The sequence below is a fragment of the Pedobacter sp. HDW13 genome (assembly GCF_011303555.1).
Taxonomy (GTDB): Bacteria; Bacteroidota; Bacteroidia; order Sphingobacteriales; family Sphingobacteriaceae; genus Pedobacter.
In genome coordinates this window covers 2,761,113-2,786,748 of record NZ_CP049868.1, presented here as the reverse complement: position 1 = coordinate 2,786,748, position 25,636 = coordinate 2,761,113, and the positions used below count along the sequence as shown (strand labels likewise).

At 38.6% G+C, this 25,636-nt stretch carries 28 protein-coding genes; 19 read left to right on the top strand and 9 right to left on the bottom strand.

Going from position 1 to position 25,636, the window contains the following annotated elements:
• Positions 1–86 precede the first annotated feature (86 nt).
• The 3 genes from G7074_RS27940 to G7074_RS11880 all read left to right on the top strand — a co-directional run bounded on the left by G7074_RS27940 (position 87) and on the right by G7074_RS11880 (position 1,616).
• Positions 87–461: a glycosyltransferase gene (locus G7074_RS27940; RefSeq protein ID WP_370526631.1), complete on the top strand. Its 375-nt coding sequence runs from the start codon at positions 87–89 to the stop codon at positions 459–461.
• Complete coding sequence (locus G7074_RS27935) at positions 434–832, top strand: hypothetical protein (protein WP_370526630.1); 399 nt, start codon at positions 434–436, stop codon at positions 830–832. Before G7074_RS27940 ends, G7074_RS27935 begins: the two co-directional genes overlap by 28 nt.
• Positions 833–1,055: 223 nt before the next feature.
• Entirely contained in the window at positions 1,056–1,616 is a 561-nt protein-coding gene (locus G7074_RS11880) for a type 1 glutamine amidotransferase domain-containing protein (protein ID WP_166208532.1), read from the top strand.
• A 65-nt stretch (positions 1,617–1,681) separates the two neighbouring features.
• Here the strand turns inward: G7074_RS11880 and G7074_RS11875 are convergent, their stop codons facing one another.
• From G7074_RS11875 to G7074_RS11850, 6 genes are all read right to left on the bottom strand, one after another.
• Positions 1,682–2,725 carry a hypothetical protein gene (locus tag G7074_RS11875; protein ID WP_124557987.1) on the bottom strand — a complete coding sequence of 348 codons (1,044 nt, stop codon included), beginning with the start codon at positions 2,723–2,725 and terminating at the stop codon, positions 1,682–1,684.
• 108 nt (positions 2,726–2,833) lie between these two features.
• Entirely contained in the window at positions 2,834–4,024 is a 1,191-nt protein-coding gene (locus tag G7074_RS11870; protein WP_124557988.1) for a serine hydrolase, read from the bottom strand.
• A 58-nt stretch (positions 4,025–4,082) separates the two neighbouring features.
• The gene (locus tag G7074_RS11865) at positions 4,083–5,000 is read right to left on the bottom strand and encodes a lysophospholipid acyltransferase family protein (RefSeq protein ID WP_124557989.1); all 918 of its coding nucleotides are present in this window, start codon (positions 4,998–5,000) and stop codon (positions 4,083–4,085) included.
• Positions 5,001–5,172: 172 nt separating this feature from the next.
• Positions 5,173–6,975, bottom strand: coding sequence for a translational GTPase TypA (typA, locus tag G7074_RS11860; RefSeq protein WP_124557990.1), 1,803 nt, complete (start codon positions 6,973–6,975; stop codon positions 5,173–5,175).
• 219 nt (positions 6,976–7,194) lie between these two features.
• Positions 7,195–7,974: an alpha/beta hydrolase gene (locus G7074_RS11855; protein WP_166208529.1), complete on the bottom strand. Its 780-nt coding sequence runs from the start codon at positions 7,972–7,974 to the stop codon at positions 7,195–7,197.
• 76 nt (positions 7,975–8,050) lie between these two features.
• Positions 8,051–8,638 carry a Crp/Fnr family transcriptional regulator gene (locus G7074_RS11850; RefSeq protein ID WP_124557992.1) on the bottom strand — a complete coding sequence of 196 codons (588 nt, stop codon included), beginning with the start codon at positions 8,636–8,638 and terminating at the stop codon, positions 8,051–8,053.
• Positions 8,639–8,707: 69 nt separating this feature from the next.
• Between G7074_RS11850 and G7074_RS27930 the strand changes: the two genes are divergently transcribed.
• Together G7074_RS27930 and G7074_RS11840 are read left to right on the top strand one after the other, a co-directional pair.
• The gene (locus G7074_RS27930) at positions 8,708–8,767 is read left to right on the top strand and encodes a hypothetical protein (protein WP_370526647.1); all 60 of its coding nucleotides are present in this window, start codon (positions 8,708–8,710) and stop codon (positions 8,765–8,767) included.
• Between the two features lie 98 nt (positions 8,768–8,865).
• Complete coding sequence (locus G7074_RS11840; protein ID WP_124557993.1) at positions 8,866–9,093, top strand: hypothetical protein; 228 nt, start codon at positions 8,866–8,868, stop codon at positions 9,091–9,093.
• An 18-nt stretch (positions 9,094–9,111) separates the two neighbouring features.
• Here G7074_RS11840 and G7074_RS11835 read toward each other — a convergent pair whose 3' ends face one another.
• Complete coding sequence (locus G7074_RS11835; protein WP_166208526.1) at positions 9,112–10,485, bottom strand: lipopolysaccharide assembly protein LapB; 1,374 nt, start codon at positions 10,483–10,485, stop codon at positions 9,112–9,114.
• A 42-nt stretch (positions 10,486–10,527) separates the two neighbouring features.
• On the opposite strand from G7074_RS11835, the gene G7074_RS11830 reads away from it, so the two are divergent.
• Positions 10,528–12,294: a caspase family protein gene (locus G7074_RS11830; RefSeq protein WP_166208523.1), complete on the top strand. Its 1,767-nt coding sequence runs from the start codon at positions 10,528–10,530 to the stop codon at positions 12,292–12,294.
• Here G7074_RS11830 and G7074_RS11825 read toward each other — a convergent pair.
• On the bottom strand, positions 12,288–12,740 hold the full coding sequence (locus G7074_RS11825) for a VOC family protein (protein ID WP_166208520.1): 453 nt from the start codon (positions 12,738–12,740) through the stop codon (positions 12,288–12,290). The genes G7074_RS11830 and G7074_RS11825 overlap by 7 nt on opposite strands.
• Positions 12,741–12,889: 149 nt before the next feature.
• Here G7074_RS11825 and G7074_RS11820 point away from each other — a divergent pair, with 149 nt between their 5' ends.
• The 4 genes from G7074_RS11820 (at position 12,890) to G7074_RS11805 (ending at position 16,580) form a co-directional block, all read left to right on the top strand.
• Positions 12,890–13,567 carry a TIGR02117 family protein gene (locus tag G7074_RS11820; protein ID WP_166208517.1) on the top strand — a complete coding sequence of 226 codons (678 nt, stop codon included), beginning with the start codon at positions 12,890–12,892 and terminating at the stop codon, positions 13,565–13,567.
• Positions 13,568–13,710: 143 nt separating this feature from the next.
• Positions 13,711–15,147 (top strand): MBOAT family protein, encoded by a 1,437-nt coding sequence (locus G7074_RS11815; RefSeq protein WP_166208514.1) that lies wholly within the window; start codon positions 13,711–13,713, stop codon positions 15,145–15,147.
• A gap of 2 nt (positions 15,148–15,149) precedes the next feature.
• Positions 15,150–16,058: a hypothetical protein gene (locus G7074_RS11810; RefSeq protein ID WP_124557999.1), complete on the top strand. Its 909-nt coding sequence runs from the start codon at positions 15,150–15,152 to the stop codon at positions 16,056–16,058.
• Between the two features lie 81 nt (positions 16,059–16,139).
• A complete protein-coding gene (locus tag G7074_RS11805; protein WP_124558000.1) occupies positions 16,140–16,580 on the top strand; it encodes a DUF1801 domain-containing protein in 441 nt (146 codons plus the stop codon).
• A gap of 22 nt (positions 16,581–16,602) precedes the next feature.
• On the opposite strand, the gene G7074_RS11800 is transcribed toward G7074_RS11805, so the two are convergent.
• A complete protein-coding gene (locus G7074_RS11800) occupies positions 16,603–17,415 on the bottom strand; it encodes an esterase family protein (RefSeq protein ID WP_124558001.1) in 813 nt (270 codons plus the stop codon).
• A 183-nt stretch (positions 17,416–17,598) separates the two neighbouring features.
• Between G7074_RS11800 and G7074_RS11795 the strand changes: the two genes are divergently transcribed.
• The 9 genes from G7074_RS11795 (at position 17,599) to G7074_RS11755 (ending at position 25,623) form a co-directional block, all read left to right on the top strand.
• Positions 17,599–18,306: an esterase family protein gene (locus G7074_RS11795; protein WP_124558002.1), complete on the top strand. Its 708-nt coding sequence runs from the start codon at positions 17,599–17,601 to the stop codon at positions 18,304–18,306.
• Between the two features lie 79 nt (positions 18,307–18,385).
• Complete coding sequence (locus tag G7074_RS11790) at positions 18,386–19,450, top strand: RimK family alpha-L-glutamate ligase (RefSeq protein ID WP_124558003.1); 1,065 nt, start codon at positions 18,386–18,388, stop codon at positions 19,448–19,450.
• Between the two features lie 28 nt (positions 19,451–19,478).
• On the top strand, positions 19,479–20,579 hold the full coding sequence (locus G7074_RS11785; RefSeq protein ID WP_124558004.1) for a carboxylate-amine ligase: 1,101 nt from the start codon (positions 19,479–19,481) through the stop codon (positions 20,577–20,579).
• 7 nt (positions 20,580–20,586) lie between these two features.
• A complete protein-coding gene (locus G7074_RS11780; RefSeq protein ID WP_124558005.1) occupies positions 20,587–21,414 on the top strand; it encodes a type 1 glutamine amidotransferase in 828 nt (275 codons plus the stop codon).
• Between the two features lie 199 nt (positions 21,415–21,613).
• On the top strand, positions 21,614–22,801 hold the full coding sequence (locus G7074_RS11775; RefSeq protein ID WP_124558006.1) for a hypothetical protein: 1,188 nt from the start codon (positions 21,614–21,616) through the stop codon (positions 22,799–22,801).
• 300 nt (positions 22,802–23,101) lie between these two features.
• Positions 23,102–23,260 (top strand): FeoB-associated Cys-rich membrane protein, encoded by a 159-nt coding sequence (locus G7074_RS11770; protein WP_166208511.1) that lies wholly within the window; start codon positions 23,102–23,104, stop codon positions 23,258–23,260.
• A gap of 12 nt (positions 23,261–23,272) precedes the next feature.
• Positions 23,273–23,860 carry a Crp/Fnr family transcriptional regulator gene (locus tag G7074_RS11765; RefSeq protein WP_124558008.1) on the top strand — a complete coding sequence of 196 codons (588 nt, stop codon included), beginning with the start codon at positions 23,273–23,275 and terminating at the stop codon, positions 23,858–23,860.
• 281 nt (positions 23,861–24,141) lie between these two features.
• Positions 24,142–24,672 carry a YceI family protein gene (locus G7074_RS11760; RefSeq protein ID WP_124558009.1) on the top strand — a complete coding sequence of 177 codons (531 nt, stop codon included), beginning with the start codon at positions 24,142–24,144 and terminating at the stop codon, positions 24,670–24,672.
• Positions 24,673–24,753: 81 nt separating this feature from the next.
• Positions 24,754–25,623, top strand: a complete 870-nt coding sequence (locus G7074_RS11755) for a pirin family protein (RefSeq protein ID WP_124558010.1) — start codon at positions 24,754–24,756, stop codon at positions 25,621–25,623.
• Positions 25,624–25,636 lie beyond the last annotated feature (13 nt).

The window sequence follows — 25,636 nt, the reverse complement described above, 5'->3', positions numbered from 1 at the left end:
AATGTTTGGTCAATTTCATTTTCGCTGACAGTAAACAAAAATTACACAATCTTTATTAAATTTACTCCAATCCAAAAACCCAACCCTTGCCAAAGTTAACTGTCATTACCATTGTGTACAATAACGTTCGTGATATTGAACGCACCTTAAAATCTGTTTTAAACCAGACTTATAAAAAAATAGAATATATCGTAATTGATGGTGCTTCAACTGATGGAACACTTCAGGTGGTTGAACAGTATAAGAACCAGGTTTCGAAAATCGTATCTGAGCCCGACAAGGGTATTTATGATGCCATGAACAAGGGCCTAGCAATTGCCACGGGTGATTACGTGCTATTTATGAACTCTGGCGATGAGCTATATGACCAGCATACAGTGGAGGACGTTTTTACCAGTTCGCCGGGGCGGATATTTATTATGGCGAAACCGAAATGTATAATGATAACTGGGAAAGTTTAGGCCGCAGAAGGCACGAGGCTCCCGAAAAATTTGACTGGACCAGTTTTAAATATGGTATGAATATCAGTCATCAGGCCATTTATATCCGCCGCAGCATTATTGTGCCTTACGATTTAAATTATAAATACAGTTCAGATATCGATTGGATTATTAAAGCAGCTAAAAAGGCCTCGAATATTGTGAATGTACACCGTTATGTAGCTAAATACCTGGTTGGTGGCATGAGCAAGAAAAAACACCGCGAAAGTTTAAAAGAGCGGTTTAATATCTTTAGCAAATACTATGGCTTACTTCCAAACATCTTCAACCATGTAATTATCGCTTGCAATTTAGCCTGGTACTTTGTTAAGCACCGAAGGACTAATGATTAGCTATTTCACTACAACATCGTCATGCTGAACTTGTTTCAGCATCTCTAAATTTTACTGGATTTATCGAAAGATTTCATCTAAAATGGGTATCGAAACGTTTCGACAGGCTCAACATGACAAGCACTCATTTAAATCAACTATAATAATCGCAATCTCAAATTTCTGAAAACAATAACTTTTCCCAACTGTCTTTAATACATACCTATTAAAAACAGAAAAGATTATGGGACGATTAAGTAACCGCATTATTGCTGTTCTTTCAGAAAGGGGATTTGAAGAAGTAGAACTTACAGAACCAGTAAAAAGGTTAAAAGAAGAAGGCGCAACCGTTCACATCATCTCCTCAAAAAGCGGTAAAATAAAAGCCTGGAATCACGATCATTGGTCAATAGAAATTGATGTAGATAAAACTATTTCGGAAGCAAATGCGGATGATTATAACGGTTTACTTTTACCGGGCGGGGTAATTAATCCTGATCAGTTGCGTGTTAATGCCGATGCCCTCGCTTTTGTAAAGTCATTTTTTGTCGGTGGAAAACCTGTTGCCGCTATTTGTCATGGGCCACAAACGCTGATTAATGCAGATGTGGTTCAGGGGCGCAAAATGACTTCAGTTAAAAATATTTCGCAAGATCTAATCAATGCAGGTGCCTTATGGTCTGACGAGGAAGTTGTGGTAGACCAGGGTTTGGTTACGAGCCGCACGCCAGAAGACTTACCTGCATTTAACGATAAAATTGTAGAGGAATTTGCAGAGGGTGTTCACGAAGGCCAGCACGCCTAAAAACTTTGGACGCTCTTTCTAGATTCACTCAAAAGCGGTTGGTAATTTTACCAGCCGTTTCTTTTTTAAAGTTTAACCTGCCTGATAATATTTTTAATGTTCAGTTCAATAATATCGGTCATGGTATTGCACTTCAAGTAGTTGGTATCTTTAAAATAATCGCTCATTCCCTGTTTCAGCATAGCAATATTTTCAGGTGTAGTTAGTTCCTCTTTGTTAGATACATCCCGCAAATCGGTTAAACGGTGCCGCTCGCTCCTAACCCGATGTACAATCGACGATCTTTCTTCCTGCTGATACTGTAGCACCGTTTTATCAGTAAGTTGCTCCATGCTCATTTTTACATAGGGCAAATTTTCTTTAAAAAACTGTGGCAGATAAACTTTAAGGTTCCCTTCATAAAACTGCTGATCAAAATCAATTGCCCTGATGCGGAATTGAATATCGTCAAAATCGGGAGTAATCTGAACCACAAAGTTATAGGCCCTCATATCGCCCAAAAGCATAATTAAACAACGCTCGTTAAACTTTACAAACTCTTTTGCTATACGTGTTGGGTTAAATTCGGGTGCATACAACTGTCCTTTGGTAAATACATCACCGGGGATACCTGCAATATGCTCTTCTACCAGCGTATCACCATCTACCAGATAATTAACTTGATTTGGCGACAGTATTTCTTCCATCTCCAGTCCATAAATACGCGAAGCATCAGCTTTTTTGATGTAGAAATAATCGTAAACATCATTTAACCGGTTAACAATCCTGATGCGAAAGGGATGCGTATTGCCAAAGGTACAGTATTCAATTTTATCGATATATTTATGCTGCACAATACGGAGATTGCCTGATGCTTTTAAGTTGGCATAAACTTCTTTCAACCCATTATGCAGATGCTCAATTAAATCCTGGGCATAAATAGGTCCTTCCCAAAGCGAATCCTTGCCAAACTTATCCATTAACGGAAAAGCCTCATTAAACTGCATCAAATCCTGATAGGAAATAGGTAGTTTAGCCTCGCGTTGGTAAGTACGCAAATATTTCTGCAAAGCAGGGCTAACCGGAAAAATCGGTTTCTTTTTCGAAATTTTTACGTCGTTGTTTTCCATGCAAGGGCAATGTACAGTTTAAAAATTTAACCGCAAAGAACGCTAAGTTTTACGCAATGCAAAACTAAATTGCGCACTTTGCGCCTATTTTCTTTGCGTGCTTGGCGGTTAAAGCTTCGGGTAGCTAAATGGCAAGCCACTTAAATACCGGCTTATTTTTCGATAAGGGTAATTACCTGCGCCATGATCGGCAAACTGCACAATTATAGTGTTCGTTTTAGGATCGATATACAAGCGCTGGCCAAGCATACCTTCTGCGGCATAGTCTCCGTTTTCGCCAGCCTGCGGAATCCACCAAAGGTAATGATGGGCAGATTGCTGCCAGCCTTTTGCTGAAGCAGGTTTTTCGGTACCAATATTTACCGATTGGTTTACCCAATCTTCCGGTACCAACTGCTGGCTGTTATACTTACCCTTATTTAAATACAAACGGCCTATTTTAGCCCAATCGATGGCGGTAACCTGAAAACGGCTGGCCGTATTGGTTATTCCATTTACCCGATCCAAACCCCAGGTTGCGTTATATTCAGCCCCTATCTTCTTCCAAACATGAGATTCGAAATATTCGGCAACCGATTGACCAGTTGCTTTCTTTAATACCCAGCCCAATAAAATCGGGTCGATGCTTTTGTATTTCCAAACCGTACCGGGTTTATTCACCAGCTTCACCTTCATCAGCTCAGCCTGTACATCATCGGTATAATAATATTTAGCTTCGTCAGAAAAGAAAGCCTTTAAAACACCACCCACAGCATCCTGAAAATCCAGCCCGGATTTCATATCTATAAGATTTTTCAGTGTAATTTGTTTAAAGGCTCGGTTAGTTTTTAACTCCGGTATGTAATCTGTTACCTTATCGTTTAAGTGCCTAATTTTTCCTTCATTTAAGGCCTGGCCAATCATAATAGAAATCATGCTTTTTGCGCCCGAAAAAATGGTGGTTAGTGTGCTATCGCTATAACCTTTATCGTATCTTTCGTACAAAACACTATCATTTCGAATTACCAAAAAAGCATTGATCGATCCATTTTTCAGGTATTCTTTTAAGGTAACCGATTGGTTTTTTCCATCTAAAACATGGAGCGTATCCAGGTCGTTCCGCTGAGTTGTGGGCCGGATAAAATGAAAAGCCGAATCGCTTTTATGTACAAGCTCCTGCGGAAAAATTTTATAAGTTTCGGCACCTGGGGTACGGTATTTTATTACTTTAAGCAGATAGGGGCGCCAAACAAATAACCCAAATAGGGATAAGAAAAAGGCGTAAATGAAAATTAAGAGTATTTTTTTGATGGTTTTCATTGCTTGCAAACATTACACCCATAAATACAATTAGATGTTAAGCCAACATTTAGATGGTTTAAACTTCTAAATTCCGACCTTTCACTTCCGCTCTTGGTCCACTGTCTTCCCTTTTATATTTCCACCTGCGGTGACTCCACAACCAATAAGGCGGGGTGTCCCTTATCATATCTTCCAAGAAGCGGGTATGAAGTTCTGTAATTTCAAACTCAACAGTTGTTGCAGGGTTTAAACATATTGGCACACAATCTACTTCATAATAACCTCTTTTCAGGTAATTAATTTTGAGGTAAAAAACTGGCCTATTTGTTTTTTTTGCAATCTTTTCAACTCCCAATTGAATGGCGCTTTCCTGGTTTAAAAACGTAGTCCAATAACTCGAATCCTCTCTTGTAGGTGCCTGGTCGCTACCGAAAGTAAACATGGTGGCTTCATTTTTGGTTGCCTGAATGGATCTTAACGTTTGGCGCATCGAAACCATGTGATTACCAAACCGGCTCCGCATTTTAATAAACCAGTTATCAAAAGCTTCACTGCTCAATGGTTTATAAATGGGATAATGCTCGCCCGAAAAGTTTAGGCCAATGGCCATACAAACCCACTCGTAATTGCCGTAATGCGATGAGCAGAAAATTACACTTTCGTTGTTTTTAAGATAGGCCTCCACCAGATCAGCATTTTTAAAAACAACTCTCTTATTCAGTTCCTTTTTAGAAATACTTTTCATTTTAATTACTTCAATAAAAAGCGAGGCTAAAAATTTGTAGAACTTTTTCTCTATACCTTTAATTTCAGCAATACTTTTTTCGGGGAAAGCATTGATTAAATTTTCTTTAACCACTTTGCGGCGATAACCGAAAACATAAAATATCAATACATAAAAGAAGTCGGCCAACCTGTATAAAACAAACAATGGCAAAAGGGAGAGCATATTAAGGAAAAATATACCCAAGTAGGATAATCCTTTATTAAGCATGATAAAGATTAGGATATAAATTTACAAATTTAGGGCCGAAACGAAAATTAACCGCCATTTAATTGTTAATTTTTTAACCCTGCCAAATATTAAGGCTTAAAACAAAAAAGCCCATCTCAATTAAGAAATGGGCTGTATGTATTTAAATCCCTTTTTGGAGATTTAGAAGTTATTAGTTTTTACTTCCGTTTGCTTTACGTAGTTGCTCTGTTAAGAAGATTTTACGTAAACGCATGCTTTGCGGTGTAACCTCAATGTACTCATCAGCCTGGATGTACTCCATAGATTCTTCTAACGAGAATTTAATTGCTGGTGCAATACGAGTATTATCATCAGTACCAGAAGCACGCATGTTTGTTAAAGCTTTTCCTTTAACAATGTTAATTACTAAATCGTTATCGCGAATGTGCTCGCCCAAAATTTGTCCTTCGTAAATATCAACTCCCGGATCAACAAAGAAACGGCCTCTATCTTGTAATTTATCAATTGAATAAGCAGTAGTAGTTCCTTTATCCATAGAGATTAGTACACCATTTAAACGACCAGGAATTGCACCTTTCCAAGGCTCGTAAGCTTTGAAACGGTGTGCCATAATCGCCTCACCAGCAGTAGCAGTTAATACGTTGTTACGTAAACCGATAATACCACGAGATGGGATTTCGAATTCTAAGTGTTGTAAATCGCCTTTTGGCTCCATAATTAATAACTCACCTTTACGTTGAGTTACCAATTCGATTACTTTACCAGAAACTTCAGCAGGTACATCAACAATTAAAGTTTCAACCGGCTCATGTTTTTTACCGTCGATTTCTTTAACAATAACCTGTGGCTGACCAACCTGTAATTCATAACCTTCACGACGCATCGTTTCGATTAATACAGATAAGTGAAGAATACCACGACCGTAAACTAACCATGAATCTGCACCTTGAGTTTCAACAACTTTTAATGCCAAGTTTTTCTCCATTTCCTTCATCAAACGATCTTTGATACGTTGAGAAGTAACTAATTTACCTTCTTTACCAAAGAAAGGTGAGTTGTTGATGGTGAACAACATGTTCATTGTTGGCTCATCAATGCTGATTACTGGTAATTGTTCTGGTGCTTCGAAATCAGCGATTGTATCACCAATATCAAAACCATCGATACCTACAACTGCACAAATATCGCCAGAACCCACTTCTGTAGTACGGATTTTTCCTAAACCTTCGAAAGTATAAAGTTCTTTTACTCTTGATTTAACGATTTTACCATCGCGTTTAATTAAAGTAACCGGTTGGTTTTCTTTAATTGAACCACGGTGAACACGACCGATTGCAATACGACCTACGAAAGATGAATAATCTAACGAAGTAATTTGCATCTGTAAAGTACCTTCGTTTATTGGTGCAGGTGGAATGTTGGCCACAACCGCATCTAATAATGCGAAAATATCTGTAGTTGGTTTTTGCCAGTCAGTACTCATCCATCCTTGTTTAGATGAACCGTAAATAACCGGGAAATCCAATTGCTCTTCAGTTGCTTCAAGGTTAAAGAACAATTCGAAAATTTGCTCATAAACCTCTTCAGGGCGACAGTTTTCTTTATCCACTTTGTTTACAACCACAATTGGTTTTAAACCCAGTGCCAAAGCTTTTTGCGTTACGAAACGTGTTTGAGGCATTGCACCTTCAAAAGCATCGCAAAGTAAAAGTACACCATCGGCCATTTTTAAAACACGCTCTACCTCACCGCCGAAATCCGCGTGACCAGGAGTGTCAATAATGTTAATTTTTACATCTTTGTATTGAACAGAAACGTTTTTAGATACGATTGTGATACCACGCTCACGCTCTAAATCGTTGTTATCCAATATCAACTCTCCTTTTTGTTCATTATCTCTAAAAACAGAACAAGAGTGTAAAATCTTATCAACCAACGTGGTTTTACCGTGGTCAACGTGTGCTATAATAGCTATATTTCTAATCTTTTGCATAAAATGCGCCTCAAATTTGGCGCAAAGATAGTGTTTAGAAATGGATTTTCAACTATACAAGCCACTATTTAATAAGAAGATAATGTTGTAATTGGCTCATTTTTAATCAGAAGGCAAGCGCTCTGCTCATGACCTTACCTGGTTGAGCACAAAGCACTCTAGCCACTATCTCGAATTTTCATTTCAACCCCAGCTTTCGGAATATAAACCAGCAGACAACTAGTTTTTAATCCAATTGTAAATATAGGTTGCTACTTCTTCCCAGCCCTCCTCACCACAAATAAAATGGCTCCTGCCGTTAAACATTTTAAAATCAGTTACCCTATGGCTATCCTGGTTTTTATAGGCTTCATAGTTTCGTTTATTTAAACTGGCTGGCATAATATGATCTTTCTCGCCGGCAATGAATAACAGTGGCTGATGGGCCTTTTTAAAATCAATTTTAGCATAGCTTTTTAATGTTCCCCAGGCAATTGCCCTGCTTTCGGGAACTACAAATTCATCAAATACTTTATCCGATTCTACTCTTGGCAAGGTATTACCAAATGTATAATGAAACCAGGCTTTAGTTGGCATAAAAACGGAGTTGCCTTTAAATGGGTTAACCACTGTAAAATTAGATTTCCAAAAACTCCATTCGTATGGAATAACACCTTGTGGAGGAGCGCCATCAATCATTACGCCTGCTTCGCCTTTACCGAGGTCCATTAATTTCTGAACAGTTAAACCGCCTAAGGAATGGCCAATCAGAATTGGTTGTTCGGGTAAGGCATCTATAAACTGAACGAGGTTATTTACCACATCAACAAAATTTACCTGGGTTAAATTAGGGTCGATGTTTTTTCTTAACGCTTCGGGATTGCCGTTATGAGATGGATTGGCAGGTGCATAAACGGTGTACCCTTTGGTTTCGAAGAAAGTTTTCCAGTTTTCCCAGCTTTTGTTGTTTACAAACAGACCATGTACCAATACGATTGTTTTTGATTTTAAAGTTTTCATGTTGTTTTTAGTTTTAATTTGACACCTCAAATCTCCGCCTTAAAAACAGCAATAATTTTAACCCAGGTTAAAATCGTTATTTACCGGTAAGTCTTTTTCTTATCCTGCTTAATGATGGCCCCTGAATGCCTAAATAAGAAGAAATGTGATAGAGCGGAATATTGTTAAAAATCTGTGGGTGGTACTTAATCAGATCAAGATAACGCTGCTCGGGCGTTTTAAACACAAAACTCTCTGCCCTATCCATGGCAATATTAAAAGCTTCTTGTGCCAAAAGCCTCCCAAAGGTTTCCCACTGGTGCGACTGCTGGTAAAGCTGTAGTAAATCATCAATGTGGATATATACGACCAATGCATCGGTCATGGCCTGCGTGTGGTAATCGCAGGGTTGCTGATTAATAAAACTTTTAAAAGTGACTACAAACTGATTGCCCGAATAGAGAAATACATTTTTTTCTTCACCACTTTTTTCGTCAACCACATAAGAACGGAATACACCATCTATTATAAAGCCCAGAAATTTGCAAACTGTTCTATGCTCATTGTAAAATTCGCCTTTTTTATATCGTTTTATTTTCCAGTTGAGTTTTGATAGTTCGAAGGCCGCACTGTCCATTTTAGCAAATTGAGAAAAGGCATACGCAACAACATCTATTTCTTGCATGGTTAAGGAGGTTAAATAGCTTTGGATCTAATATCGATATAATTTCTAAAATCTGCCGATACGGCTCAAATTGCTTTATACATAGCAGTAGCTGTAATAAACCATTTTAAGCTTAATACTGCTTTGTAAGTCGGCAAAAATAGTTTACACATTTCAACAAAATGATTTACAACCATTTACTAAGCAAATTTTAAGCTGTAACTTTCAGAAAACTTAACTCAAACCAGATGAAAAAAATAATTTTAACCGGGGCAATTGTTGTTTCACTCGGATCGGCATTATCACTGCAAAGCTGCAACAATGAAAAGAAAATCGAAACCACTACCGACACAACTATCGTAAAAACAACCGATACAATGGTTGTAGATAGCACAAAAGTAATGTCATCCTCAAAAATGAAAGATTCTACCGATACAGGCGGAAGGAACGGTCAAGCCCCACCTCCAAAAAAATAAGTAGCTAATCCTGGTTATTTAGTCATTGTTTTTAAGTTGCCTTATTTGCTGATGGTATTCTCGTATTTTACTCAGCTTATTAATCAGCCAGTGCTCCACTTTATGGTGAGCCGGTGTAAGTAAGGATGCAATAACCACAAAAACTACAATTTCGATCAGTGGCGAGTGGTGCGATTTTTCGGCAACAAAGGGATGAATAAACAGTGTAAGGTATTCGAATAGCATTAGCAGTGAAACAATACCCGAAAATTCGATCAGTTTTTTGTTTACTTTTCTTCTGCTCAAAAATATACTGATGAAAAAGAAGATGGGGATGAGAATGCCAATGGCAAGCAGCTGCAATTTCTGTTTCCTTTCTTCAGCTTCTTTTTCCCGGGCTTCCACAATTTCTTTTTGGCGCATTTCTTCGGCAATGGTAATGCTTTGCACTTCTTTTGCCCGTTCTTTACTATCAATCGTATCAGAAAGGTTAATCATCGTTTCCTGATAAGCAAATGCGCTATCGATCTTACCCTCGCTTTTATAAAGCTGCACCAAAAATGCACTTGCATCTACAGCTCTGGCTAAAAATTCATTTTTACTGGCCAGTTGATACACATAGCGCGCATAATAAATAGCAGAATCTATTTTGTCCTGCTCGCGGTAAATTTTGGCTAAGCCTAAATTACATTCGGCCAGTGTATTATAATCTTCAACTGCCGTTAAATATGGAATACTTCGTTTATAATAAGTAAAGGCCTGTGCAAAATCGGCCCGCTTAATGTAAATGTTGCCTAAATTATTTAAGGAAGTTCCCGTTATTAGTCCGTTTTTTTGAAGCAGCGATAACTCATAGGCATTTTGCGTGTATACCATGGCTGATGAGAGGCTATCTGCTTTCTCATAAATATCTCCAATATTGAGCTTGGCATATAATGCAAGTTCGGGCAGTTTATTGGCCTTCGCAATAGAATCGGCCCTGAAGGCATAAAACAAAGCTTTTTTTACTTCTTTTTCGCTGTTATAAACCAGTGCAATACTGAGGTAAGCACTCCCAATATTTTCTGGTATAGCCCTTTTTTCTTCAATTTTTATCTGCGCAATAAAATATTCTATCGCCTTTGGGTAATTATGCAAAGAATGAAAAGCATTTGCAATACTGTTTAAAGCCCACGATTCGCCCCTTAAAAATTTGATCTTTTTAGATAGATCAAAAGCCTGTTTTGCCAGCAACATGGCAGAATCGGGCTTGTACTTGTGGTAATAATAACTGAGGTTATAAAGTGCAATAACTCTGCCGGTATCTGTTTTCTGATAGGATAAATTTTCATATAAACTATCTACTTCCCTGGTTTGTGCAAAAACTGTAAAACATGTAAAGAATACTGCACAAAAAATAGTTACTTCTTTCATTATCAGCTATTTAAAAACTAAATTTAATCAAAAATGAATGATATGCGCAAGTTCCTGATCATAATAATATTTTTCATTTTCTTTTTACCGCTAAATAGTGGAGCCCAAAATAAATATGCCGTTATTATAGGTATAAATGAATATTTTGATGCTCCGGGAGTAAAAAGTAACAGGCATAACCTTAAAGGTTGCGTAAACGATGCATTAAGTATAAAATCACTGCTTTTAAACCGTTTCAGTTTTCCAAAAGAAAATATTACCATGCTGTTAAATGCTGCAGCTACCGAAAAAAACATGACGGATGCAATGCTCGAGATATTGGATAAAGGCAAAGCAGGTGATGCGGTAGTTTTCTTTTTTTGTGGTCATGGGGTTTACATCGATAATCCGGCAACCTTAAAAAACCCTTTCAAACTGGGGTACAGTCAAGCCATTTGCATGAGCAACCTTTATGCACCCAACCACGGATGTTTGGTAAAAGACAATACCTTAAAGATCTTGTTTAACCGCTTCGTAGAAAAAAAATTAATCCTTACCACCCTATTCGATTGCTGTTATAGCGGAAATATTGCCATGGGTAAAGAGGCTCCACCTATGCACAATGGTTATCGTTACAACGAAATTGAGGGAAATAAGGATGTTCCGCGCGGAAGCATCCCCTTTGATATGACTACTACGCTAACAATTGCCGATACAGCCAACATTCCGCGACCATCAGAAACCCAAAACTCACGTTTTGCCTCACTTTCGGCCTGTACAAATGCAGAAAAGGCGCTGGAAATTTATGACGAATCGGGCCGGTCGCATGGTGCATTTACCAAATCGTTGATCAGCGTTTTCGAAAGGACTAAGGTAGACCTGTCTTTTTCAGAAGTGATATCCAGGATAACAAACGAGGTCGACATTAAGCAACGTTTGCAACAAGACCCAACTTATCATTTCGATAGTTTAAGAAGGTACACCAATTTTATTGGCTTACCCTTGCAAAAAGTTACTCCTTCGTTTATGGCAAGTTGCATAAACATCGGCAGCAGTACAATTACACTTAATGCTGGCTACAATGATGAAATCGCCTTCGGGAATGTTTTTAAATCAAAAGACAATAAAATTAGCCTTACAATTTTAAAAGTGTTTGCCGATAGCTCAATAGCTACAATAAATCCGGCTTTAATAGTTAAAAAAGGAGATGTATTTGTGCGGTCAGATCCCTACAGAATTTCAGCTCCTTTACTTAAAATTTTTATTCCTGCTTCGAACCTTAATTCGGCAGAATTTACAAGTATATTCAAAAGAGAAATATTGCCTTACACTAAAAATAAAGGCTACCAGGATTATTTTAACTGGACTTTTGACATTAGCAGCTCAACCTTTTTATACACCAACCAGCTAAATCCACATCGAGAAATCTCTCCGATGGCCAAACGGGGTAGGTTTTATGTGCTAATGTCTATCCCAAAAGATCTGGCGAATGCTATAACAACAAAGCTGGAAAAGGAACAAAGTATACAATTAGTAAATTCGCCACAAGAGGCAAACCTGGTGCTCTATTTAAATTATGCAGTTGTTTCTAACGATAATAAAACACCCCGTTTTGTTTTTACCTACCATGAGCCGCTGCCACCAGATAACAGTTCGGGAGCAATTAGCCGCATTCGTTTTTATGGTTACCGTGCAACAGCCCCACGCTTATTGCTAAATAGATTGGCGTTAACTGCGCTTACAAATGAGATACAACAAATTACTTACGATGCTATACGGAGTAAAGGTACCCGGTGGATTAATATGTATGCCAAAAAGATTAGTTATTGATATACCATCAACCAGTTTTCATAAGTAATAACGCCCAGCTCTGGCCGTCCCTTACCAGGTAAAATGGCAATAAACTCTAATGCATGGCCATCCGGGTCGTTAAAATAAATGGCTATTGCAGGCATCCATGCAAACACCATTGGAACCACATTGTCACTTTTTAAAAAATTATACGGTTTCAGGTTGTGCTCCTCTAAAAAGCTAACTGATTTATTGAGCACATCAGCTACCTCACACCTAAATGCAAAATGTCTGATATCGATCTCTTGCTTTGGTTTTTCCCAAATTCCCAACATGGCTCCTTTAGGCTCGCCAATCCAGAAAAAGGCAATCCGTCGTTCAGCTTCGTAATGGCATTGGCTTAAACCTAGTGTCTGGCTGTAGAAATCGATAGATCTTTCCAGGTTTTCTACATAAATGTGTGTTTCAAATAGTCCTTTAATCATAAAGTGAAGGTAACGATACGGCATGTGCATAAAAAATCATGTTTTTCGATAAACACATCAATAAAATTGATATCTATGTTTAAACCTTGCCATTTGGGTTACCCTAAAGCTTAATTTTGTATTAAGGATAAATTTTCGAATCTAAGTAAATGAATAAAAGGTTTCTTAAACATGCAGCTCGATTTAGTCTGTTTCTGATTGTCTTAATCGGATTTTATTTCCTGCTGGCCTTTTGTTTATCACGCATTACCATAAACGCTAAACCAGTAAATAAACCCGAGGTTGCCATCTACATCATGACTAATGGTATACATACCGATATTGTGATGCCGGCGATTAGTAATCAAATAAACTGGACGAAAGAAATCAGCTATCAAAATACTTTAGAAGCAGATAGCAGCTATCAATACCTGGCCGTGGGCTGGGGCGATAAAAAATTCTATATCGAAACACCTGGTTTTGAAGATCTTAAGCTAAGTACCGCACTCAGTGCCATTTCCGGATTAAGCACATCAGCCATGCATACTACTTACTATCAAAATATAAGTGAAGATAACGACTGTAAAAAAATCATGATCAGCCGTGAACAATACAAACGATTGATTGATTATATACTGAACAGTTTTGAAAAAGATAAGGCAGGGCATTTGATTTATATTAAAACAACTATGCATTACGATATTGGTGACGCCTTTTACGAGGCAAAAGGCAGTTACAGTATTTTTAAAACCTGCAACACCTGGGCAAACGCTGTCCTAAAAGCTTGTGGGCAAAAAAGCTGCCTGTGGACCATTTTCGATACCGGCATTTTTATCAAATACAGGTAGTTTAATCAGCAGACAGGGGTTAGAAGTGCATTCACAGTTTCCTTTACACATTAAACAATTGGCGTACAACCTAATAGAGTAGCATAAACGGGCAGGCTTAAAGCGTTAATTTTATTCCTTAACGAAGTATTAATTCAAACGTCATGCTCTTTAATTCTTTTAGTTTCGCAGTTTTTCTGCCAATCATTTTTATACTGTACTGGCTTTTAGGCAAAGAAAGGCTAAAAGCCCAAAACATACTCCTTTTAGGTGCCAGCTACTTTTTTTATGCCTGCTGGGACTGGCGTTTTATGTTTCTGCTTATTTTCTCAACCTTGCTTGATTATTTCACCGGGTTAAAAATGACTGTAAGCAAAAATAAAATGGCTAAAAAATTTTGGTTTTGGTTAAGTATTTCCATCAACCTGGGCTTTTTAGGCGTATTTAAATATTACAATTTCTTTGCCGACTCTTTTGCGCAGGCCATTGCCAACTTTGGGCTGCAGGTAAACCCGTGGACTTTAAAAGTAATTTTACCGGTAGGCATATCGTTCTATACCTTCCATGGGTTATCTTATGTAATCGACATCTACAAAAACCGCATAAAGGCCGAAAAGAATTTTATCGATTATTCGCTGTTTGTGAGCTTTTTTCCGCTATTGGTTGCCGGCCCCATTGAGCGTGCAACTCACCTTTTACCGCAGATAAAAAAAGAAAGATATTTCGATTATAGCAAAGCCATTGATGGTCTGAGGCAGATTTTATGGGGCTTATTTAAAAAAATTGTAATTGCCGATCAATGCGCCAATTACGCCAATACTATTTTCAACCACTCTGCCGAATACAACGGAAGCACACTATTGTTGGGCGCCATACTGTTTGCCTTCCAAATTTATGGAGATTTTTCAGGTTATTCTGATATTGCCCTGGGTACAGCAAGGTTGTTCGGTGTAGAGTTGTTACGAAACTTTGCCTTCCCCTATTTCTCGAGAGATATTGCAGAGTTCTGGCGCAGGTGGCACATATCGCTATCTACCTGGTTTAGGGATTATTTATACATCCCATTGGGTGGAAGTAAAGGTGGCACCTGGATTAAAGTAAGAAATACTTTTATTATCTTTTTAGTCAGCGGTTTTTGGCATGGCGCCAACTGGACTTTCATTATCTGGGGATTGTTAAACGCATTGTACATTATGCCTTCAATAGTTTTCAGCACAAACCGCTCAAATCTGGATACCGTTGCAGAGGGAAGAGTGTTCCCAAACTTTAAAGAATTTGCAGCCATGGCATTAACCTTTGCTTTAACGGTTTTTGCGTGGATATTTTTCAGGGCCAATTCTGTTCAGCATGCATTCCATATCATATCAGCCATTGGCTCCGGATCGTTATTTACACTTCCACAAATACTGCCTGTTAAACTTTTCTTACTGCTGGCGTTGTTTATTTCAATAGAATGGAACGGCCGGATGGAACAATATGCCATTGCCAGGTTTGCATTGTCCTGGCCCAAACCAATTCGATGGGGCATTTATTACAGCCTGGTTTTACTGATATTCTTTTTCGCCGGGGCAGAACAACAGTTTATTTACTTTCAATTCTGATTATGAAAAACTTTGTGAAACACACCGCTTTATTCCTTTTTCCAATTATTGCTTTGGGGCTTGTATCTGAAATTTTGATCAGAAGAATTCCCAATGATTATGAGTATAAGAAAAGCTATCTAGATCATCATGCTGGTGAGGTAAACGTTTTGTTTCTGGGCAGCTCCCACGTATATTATGGTATTGATCCAAAGTACATCAAATCGAGTTTTAATGCAAGCTATATCTCACAATCGTTCGATTATGATCTCGAGATTTTAAAAAAATACAACAGCCAATGGACCCATTTAAAATACATTGTTGTTCCGATCGATTATTTTTCTTTTTATGGCAGATTAGAAAACAGTCCGGAGGCCTGGCGTGCAAAAAACTACCGCATATATTACGATATTAATAACGACCATAAAATTTTCAATGCAGCTGAAATGCTCAGCAATAAACTTGATGTCAACTTGCATAGAATCTACAATTATTACCTTAAGGGCGAAAATGATATCAGCTGTACTAAATTAGGCTGGGGATCGGGCTACAAAGCCATTAACCATAAAGATTTAATGAAATCGGGAGTTATAGCCGCCGCAAGGCATACAGCAAAAGATAACTTGCAGTACTCAACAAACCTGCACTTATTGAATAGTATTGTATCTTTTGCCGAAAAAAAGCACATTAAAATACTGCTGTTTACGGGGCCGGCCTATAAATCGTACGTTTCGCATTTAAACCAAATCCAATTGAAGGGTACTTTTTCGGCTATAAAAAAACTAAACACATTGCACACTTCTATCAGATACTACAATCTTTTAGAAGACAGCACATTTCATGCGCAGGATTTTTACGATGGTGATCATTTGAATGAATTAGGCGCAAAAAAGTTGAGCCTGAAAATGCGCCTGCTGATAGGGAAGATTTAATGTAATCTGTGGCAAAACGATTCAGGATTTGCAAAAATTTGGTATTTTTAAGCATCAGTTACAATCAAAAACTGAATAAAAATGACAGGAGCAAAACCGATACACCCTGATTTTGGTTATTTGTTAAATTTTAAGGAGAAAAGCCTAATTAATCTCTTTTGCGATTTAAGGACCTTTATACTGGAGCTTTATCCCGATGCCAACGAATTGCTCTATCATACCCACGCCCTAACAACGGTATTCTCTATTTCTGATAAGCTTAGCGATTCATTCTGTATGATCCCGATTTACACCAATCATTTAAACCTCGGTTTCAACAAAGGCACTTTATTAAATGATCCGCAGCACCTACTGGCAGGAACCGGAAACCTCATTAAACATATTCCGGTTAAACAAACAAGCGATTATAGAAATGAACAAGTAAACCAATTGATTAAAGAAGCAATTGCCCTGGCCATAAACGACATGGAGAAACCCACAAAAATAATAGGTCAGCGGATTTCGAAAATTAAGAAAAAGTAGTTGGGCATACGGCTTTTCACACTTAATAGCCAAATGCCCAGTTTAAAAATGCAGGCATTACACTTTCCCAGGTGGGAACATCGTGTTTACCACCAACTTTTTCATAATAAAAAAGATTGTCAGGCCGTTTATATCCTTTTTTTAAGAGCAATTTAACCACATCAATCGTGTCATCAATAGAATCGATGATCATGTTTTTATTCCGGTCGGCCTTTTCGTCTTCTGTACCGGTCATTAACCAGAATTTCATTTCAGGTTTTGTGGCAGTATGCTCAATTTGTTCATGCATAATACGGTCAGCATCGGTATAACCATCGGTAAGGTCTTTTTTGCGCCACCAGAATGCACCAGAAAAGACACCAACAACATCAAAAACCGTTGGGTTATTCCACACGATATCAAATGCAGATAAACCACCTAAAGAAAAGCCCGCAAAACCCACCTTACCAGTAATTGGCAAAGCAATTTTCTTTTTAACAAAAGGTAGGAGTTCTTTAATTACAAAATCGGTGTATAGATTAGCTTTTGCTCCGCGCCCCTTAAAATCGGCAACGCCAGCTACACCGTATTCAAGCAAGCGCTCTGCCGATGCCTTAATAGCCACAACAATTAACCTGTGGTTTCTTTTACCATGGTGTGCATGCTCCAAAATCTGGCTAAAATCCATTTTGGCAACATCCTGCCCATCATTCAATAACAGAAGCTCTATTTTTTCATTCCCCAAAATACCTTCAGGCGTATAAATATCTATTTCTACCTCGTGCTTTAAACAAGTCGATTGTATTTTATAACCGTTTGTATTAATTTTTACCGGTAAAATTGTTGTGTACATCATAATCAAAATCCCCTATCACATGGCTGCTGCCTCAGAATTAGGGTGCAAAGGTACAAATCTCTATAAACTATTAATTATCAAAGGTTAATTTTTACATTACACTTTTAATTTACCCCAAATTACCATTTAAAGTATTCTTTTTATAGATTTTAATTTATACCTTAAATCATTCAATTTTTTGTTATGGTTAAAGAAGAACATAAGAAATGGTACAGCCCTAACCTCAGCGGCGAAATCGACATGCTCATCTTTGGTCACAGTGGTATCCCCATCCTGTTGTTCCCCACGAGCATGGGGCGATACTTTGAAAACAAGGATTTCAAACTGATAGATTCTGTAGAAGGATTTATCAACGAAGGCAAAATCAAAATCTATTGTCCCGATGGAGTTGACAAGCTGAGCTGGTACAACAAAAGCATTCATCCGGCCGATAGGGTAAAAAACCACATCTGGTACGACAAGTATTTGCTTGAAGAAGTTGCACCACTGGCCAGGCACGAAACCGGCCACAGCAAAATTATTACTGCAGGCTGTAGTTTTGGTGGTTACCACGCAGCAAATTTTGCTTTCAGGCACCCCTGGCTGGTTAGCCACATGTTTAGTATGAGTGGGGCTTTCGATATTACCGGTCAGTTAGATGGTTTTTATAACGACGATGTGTACTTCAACAATCCGGTCGATAATCTGCTAAATAACAGTAATCCCGAATTGCACTACATGAAAATTGTATTGGGCACTACAGATCGCGATATGTGTAAACCCGACAACGAACGTTTATCGGCCATTCTCAATAAAAAGGGGATCGACCACTGGCTTGATATCAGGCCAAATGCCGACCACGATTGGCCAATATGGAGAGAAATGTTTCCAGATTACATTGCACAACTGTAGTTTTCAGTTCGCAGTTAAACAATTAACCGATTCATCAGTTAACCTTAATGGGTTATATCATAAAACTAAAAATGTACCAATGAAAAAAATAGGGATTTTATTTGGACAGGAACGCTCTTTTCCTGAAGCCGTAATCGAAAGAATTAATCAAAAAGCCGAAAAAGGTATTATAGCCGAAGCGGTTAAAATCGAAAAAATATTTCAGAATGCACCACTGGGTTACTCCGTAATCATCGACCGTATTTCTCAGGACGTGCCGTTTTACCGTGCATCGCTAAAAAATGCAGCCATAACAGGAACTGCTGTAATTAACAACCCTTTCTGGTGGAGTGCCGACGAAAAGTTTTTCAACAATGCACTGGCCGAACAAATTGGTGTTCCGGTACCTAAAACAGCCTTAATCCCTTCAAGAGAACATCCTGACGGCACTACCAGCGAGTCTTTTTCTAATCTGTCCATGCCACTGGATTGGGATGCCATTTTTGAATATACTGGCTTCCCTGCTTACATGAAGCCATACGATGGCGGCGGCTGGAGAGATGTTTACAAATTACATGATAAAGAAGATTTTTTCGACAAGCATAGCGGCACACAACAATTGGTAATGCTTTTACAGGAGGAAATTATTTTTGAAGAATATTTCAGGTGTTATTGCATTGGTGGCAAACATGTGCGCATTATGCAATATGACCCACGTAATCCACATCATTTACGTTACGCTACGGAAGGCAAATCGCCAGATCCGAAATTACTTAAAACCGTAGAAGAATATACCTTAAAGCTATGTAGATATTTAGGCTACGATTTTAATACAGTAGAATTTGCCGTGCGCGATGGCGTGCCTATTGCGATTGATTTCTGTAACCCTGCACCCGATGCTGATGTTAAAAGTGTTGGCCAGGAAAATTTTGACTGGGTAGTAGAAACCACTGCAAATTATGCCATTGAAAGGGCAAAAGCGCAAAAAGACGGACAGGATAACCTAACCTGGGGCGAATACATTAAAGCCTCAGTTGGCGGTAAACCACTTATTGCAAAAGCCGCTCCAAAAACAGCTAAACCTGCTGCTGCAAAAACGACAACTACGAAAGCTACACCTGAAAAAACAACTGCAAAACCCAAAAAAGCAGCACCAAAAAAATAAAAGGGATTAAAAATTAATACGCATAATTATGAATGAGTTTACGCTGGGCATAGAAGAAGAGTACATGGTAATTGATCCCGTTACCAGAGAACTTACTTCGCACGACCAAAAAATTGTAGAGGCCGCACAAAAAATACACAAAGACCAGGTTAAGGCAGAAATGCACCAGGCAGTAGTAGAAGTGGGTACCGGTATTTGCAGAACCACTACCGAAGCCCGTAAAGAAATTTCCCAGTTGCGTTATACCGTATCGCAGCTGGCCGGAGAGCAAGGTTTAAGAATTGGTGCCGCTGGCACACACCCCTTTTCCCATTGGGAAAAACAATTAATTACCGAGCACCCGCGTTACAACGAAATTGTTAATGAACTGCAGGAAGCTGCCCGTTCTAACCTAATTTTTGGCTTGCATGTACACGTAGGTTTTCAATCGCGCGAGCTGGCCATTCACATTGCTAACCAGGTAAGGTATTTCCTGCCGCATGTGTTTGCCCTATCTACCAACTCTCCTTTCTGGGAGTCGCGCAATACGGGTTATAAATCGTTCAGAACAAAAATTTTCGACAAATTTCCGCGTACCGGAATTCCGGATATTTTTAACAGCATTGAAGATTACGATAACTATGTGAAGCTCCTTATCAAAACCAATTGCATGGATAACGCCAAGAAAATCTGGTGGGATATCCGTGTGCATCCTTTTTTTGATACCGTTGAGTTCCGCATTTGCGATTGCCCGATGCTGATTGACGAAACCATGGCTTTTACAGCTTTGTTCCAGGCATTATGTGCCAAGCTCTACAAGTTACGCTTGCAGAATATGGAATTTATCAGCTATTCGAGGGCATTAATTAATGAAAATAAATGGCGTGCCGCACGTTATGGCATTGATGGCAACCTGATCGATTTCGGTAAAGAAATGGAGGTAAACTGTCGTAACCTGATCTTAGAATTATTGGATTTTGTGGATGACGTAGTAGATGATTTAGGCTGCCGCGATGACATCAATTATGTACACAAAATATTAGAACACGGTACCGGTGCAGACAGACAGTTGGCCGTTTACCAACAAACTGGTAACTTTGAAGCCGTAGTAGATTACATTACTACTCAAACACTTATAGGCGCAAAGTAATTTTACAATGGATAAAAGAGGCTTAAAGGTGGCTGTTATTGATATGAATAACGGCGCACCTAATCAGGGTATGCGGGGAATTCAGGAAATTTTATCCCGTTTTAGAAATGAAAACAATATCGATTTAACCTTTGATATTTTTGATTTAAGGCAAAAAGGCGAAATACCTGGCATTGGTTACGATGCCTATATTTCGAGTGGCGGCCCGGGAAGCCCGGTTGAGAGCAAAGGAGAAAAATGGGAAAATGATTTCTTTACCCTGCTCGATCAGATTGAGGCATTTAACCAAAATAATGAAGAAAAAAAGAAATATGCTTTCTTAATCTGCCACTCCTTTCAGCTGGCCTGCCGCAAATACGAGTTGGGCAATGTTACCGAAAGACGCTCTAACGCATTTGGCATTTTCCCGATTACGCTAACCGATGAAGGAGAAAGAGACGAAATTTTTGAAGGCATCACCAATCCATTCTATTCTGTAGATAGCAGGGACTGGCAGGTTATCGAACCTGATTTTGATACTTTTGAAAAGAAGGGCGCTAAACTTTTGGCCATCGAAAAGGAGCGTAAACATGTCGATTTGGAACGCTGCATGATGTCAATCCGGTTTTCTGATGAAATTATTGGTACGCAGTTTCATCCGGAGGCCGATCCGGTAGGCATGAAAATGTACCTGCTTCAGGATGAAAGAAAAAAAGCCATTGTAGATATGCATGGCGAACAAAAATACCTGGATATGCTAAATAGTTTAGACGATCCGGCAAGGATAGTATTAACCCAAAGGGTTATTTTGCCTAATTTTCTGCATAAAGCTATCGGGAATTTGCAGGAGGTGTAGTCTTGTAGTTACGTCATTGCGAACTGAAGCGCTGGGCAGAGATTTGGAATAAAGCAATCTTTTTTACAGTTATCGTCATTTCGACCGTAGTGGAGAAATCTTTTAGCAAAAACAGAGAGATTTCTCTGATCCGCGATGCTTCATCCGGTAGCTATCGGATCGAAATCACGTTTTAGACAACAAAAATCAAATAAAACCTATGATACCTGCACAACGCCAAAAGTACAATCAACAATTTACGACAGAAAAGTATCAGGCATTTTTAACCCAGCTTGGTGAAGGTTACCCCGAAATTCCTTTCCGCGTTGCAGAAACCCCAATTTTTGTTCCACAGGCATTAAAGGAAAAATTGATTGCTGCTGGAGAAGAAATCATTAAGCTCATTAAGCAGCCCAACTTTAAAGCACTAACCCAAAAAGCAATTCCGGCAGACTGGAAGGTGCCCAATGAAAATGAACAGCCTCACTTCTTAACTTTCGATTTCGGCATCTGTAAAAACGAGGCCGGGGCACTTACGCCTATGCTAATCGAAATGCAGGGCTTTCCATCTTTATATGGCTTTCAGCACCATCTGGCTAAAACTTTTAAAAGCAGTTTTGAGATAAACGATACCGTAAATCATTTCTTAAACGGTTTTAACGAAGAAAAGTATATTGCTTTGCTGAAGGAAGTAATTATAGGCAAACATCAGCCTGATGAAGTAACACTGATGGATGTTGATGCACCAAACCAAAAAACAGCTATCGATTTTTTCGTTACACAAAAGATGCTGGGCATTAAAATTTTGGCTTTGGAAGACATTAAAAAAGTTGGCAAGCAATTATTTTATGAAGAAAACGGCAAACAGGTCCAGCTTAAAAGGATTTATAACCGGCTTATATTTGATGAAGTGGCTAACGATACCGAAATTTTCAAAAACAGTTTCGATCCACGCGAAGAACTGGATATTGAATGGGTAACACATCCAAACTGGTTTTACCGCATTAGTAAATACACCATGCCTTTTTTAAAGAGCGAATTTGTACCCGAAACCCGCTTTTTAAACGAAGTAGAAACCATTCCAGCCGATTTAGAAAACTACGTGCTTAAACCTTTATTCTCTTTTGCGGGGATGGGTGTAATCATTGATGTGAGTGCTACGGACATTACAAGCATTAAAGACCCCGAAAACTGGATTTTACAGAGAAAAGTAAACTATGAGCCTGCGGTGCAGGCACCTGATGGAGGTGTAAAAGCTGAAATCAGGATGATGTACTTGTGGCCGGATGGAGGCGAACCACAATTATGTATAAACCTGGCGCGTTTAAGTAGAGGAAAAATGATTGGCGTACGCTACAATGCCGATTTTGATTGGGTTGGTGGTACAATTGGATTTATGGAGGTATAGCATTAGCCGCAATTTAACCACAGAGCCCACAAAGCAAAAGCACAGAGGTAACACAGAGCTAAAGCCGGGGTTTGTGTCAACATGAATATAAGTAGTACTTAAAAAGCATCGGATATAAATCTCTCCGTGTTTTCCATGAATCTGTGGCTAATGATCTATAGTGGTCAAAAAGATTAGTGGTTAATGGCCAGTAAAATTGCTCCATGCACTCGGTGTAAAATGCTGTGTACTTTGTGGTAAAAAACTATTAATTTACATTCAATTGAACACCCAAACCCCAAAAGCCCTTATATTTGTATTATGGATATTCAAACGATTTTAGTCTTTTTACTTTTTGCGGTAGCATTGGTATATGTTGGCCGTTTGGTTTTTAAATCGGTGCAGGTAAAAAAGGATGGCTGCGGTGGTAATTGCAAATGTGGTGTAGATTTTTCGGATATTAAACCTGTAAAAAAGTAGCATCCTCTTTTTATGATCCTTCAGTTCCAGAAGTACCTGCAAGAAAAAATAGAAATTACTGATGAGCAGTTTGAAAGTATTTCAGCTGGGTTAAAAGTAAAGAAATTCGAAAAAAACGAAATCCTTCAATATACTGGCGATAACCTCAAACATGGTTTCTTTGTGGGTAAAGGTTTATTAAGGGCCTACTCTATCGATATAAAAGGCAAAGAACATATTTTACAGTTTGCCCCCGAAAACTGGCTCATCTCAGACCGGAATAACATGAATAATGAGCCATCGATATTTTTTATTGATGCCATTGAGGCAACAGAGGCCGTATTGATGCCTAACGATTTTATGGAACAGGCGGCCAATAAAGTGCCGTGCCTACAACCCATGCAAATCAGGTTGCTCAATAATTCGATCCGCTTTATGCAGAAAAGAATTAACATGTTATTAAGCGCTACCGCAGAAGAAAGGTACCTCGATTTCATTAAGCTTTACCCCAATCTTACTTTGCGCGTACCACAGTGGATGATTGCCTCTTATCTTGGTATTACACCTGAATCGTTAAGTCGCGTGAGAAAAGAACTGGCCAATAAACATTTTAAACCCTGAGAAATTTTGAATGAAGGAGTTATTGAATGATTCGATAAACTAACCTTTCAACATTCCAACTTTTCGACCCACCAACAAATAAACAAATGACTGAATTTTGAATGATGAATGATTTAGCCAAGCTAACATTCCAGCTTTAAATCATTCAACCCCTCTCTAATTCAATCCTGCTCTCATTCAATCATTCCCTCCCCCTAATTACTTATCATACATCAATTTGCAGGTAAAGCCTAGGCTGTACTTTTGTGTTGTAAATATTAAACATCTCAAAAAACAAAAATATGGCAACTACAAAATGGACTTTAGATCCAACCCACAGCGAATTACAATTTAAAGTAAAGCACTTAATGATTACTACTGTAACCGGCAGTTTAAAATCTTTCTCAGCAGAATTATCATCAGAAGGTGATGAGTTTGAAAATGCAGAAATTTCTTTCAAAGGCGATATCAGTTCAATCGATACCGGGAATACAGACCGTGATAATCATTTAAAAAGCGGAGATTTTTTCGACGCAGAACAATTTGCACACATCGAATTTAAATCTAACTCAGTAAAAAAAGATGGCAACGATTACATCGTTAATGGCGACTTAACCATTAAAGGTGAAACTAAATCTGTAAAACTAACTGCAGAGTTTGGTGGCATTGCTACTGATCCATGGGGAAATACAAAAGCAGGTTTTACTTTAAGCGGAAAAATTAACCGTAGCGAATTTGGCTTAACCTGGAATGCAGCTTTAGAAACCGGAGGTGTAATGGTAAGTGAAGAAGTGCGCATTTTAGGTGAATTGCAATTCGTGAAACAAGCATAATTTAGCATAGAGCAAAGTGCATGGAGCTTTTTAAAGCGCTCCCTGCGCTATGCGCCATGCCTTATTAAAAATTAGAAGGTAATGGACACAAAACAAATAAAAAACATACTTAAAGCACCTGCTCCACACATGGTGGGCGATGGTTTTAGGGTGCACAATTTTTTCCCAAGCGGATACGAGATCGATATGAGCCCATTTTTTTTAATGGATTACGGTTCAAAAATCGAATTTTCGGCCCGAAAAGAACCTCGGGGTGTAGGCGTACATCCGCACAGGGGTTTTGAAACAGTAACCATTGCGTATCACGGTGCAGTTGCGCATCACGATAGCTCAGGCAATAGCGGCGTAATCTATCCCGGTGATGTACAATGGATGACAGCTGCAGGCGGCGTATTACATAAAGAATATCACGAAGAACAATACAGCTTAACCGGAGGTCCGTTCCAGATGGTTCAGCTTTGGGTAAATTTGCCTGCAAAACATAAAATGGGGAAACCCGGCTATCAGGCGATAAAACAAGCCGCTATGGCCCATTTCGATTTACCTGGAAACGGAGGTAAAATCGAAATCATAGCAGGTAATTACAAAGGTATAAAAGGAAGTGCCCATACGTTTACCCCCATTGAAGTGTACAATGCCCGTTTAAATAAAGGAGCTAAGGCGATTTTTAATTTCCCTGCTAATTTTAATACTGGCTTTGTGATAATTGAAGGTGGCATAAAAGTAAATGGCAGTGAAAATGCCCCTGTAGATAGCTTCGTTCATTTTAAAAATGATGGAACTGAAATTGAAATCGAAGCTTTAGAAAACAGTGTAATTTTGATATTAAGTGGTGAGCCTATAAATGAATCCATTGTTCAATATGGCCCGTTTCTGATGAATACAGAAGCCGAAATACAGCAAGCCATTGAAGATTATAACCAGGGCAGGTTTGGGTATTTAGAAGAATAAAATAATCCGTCTT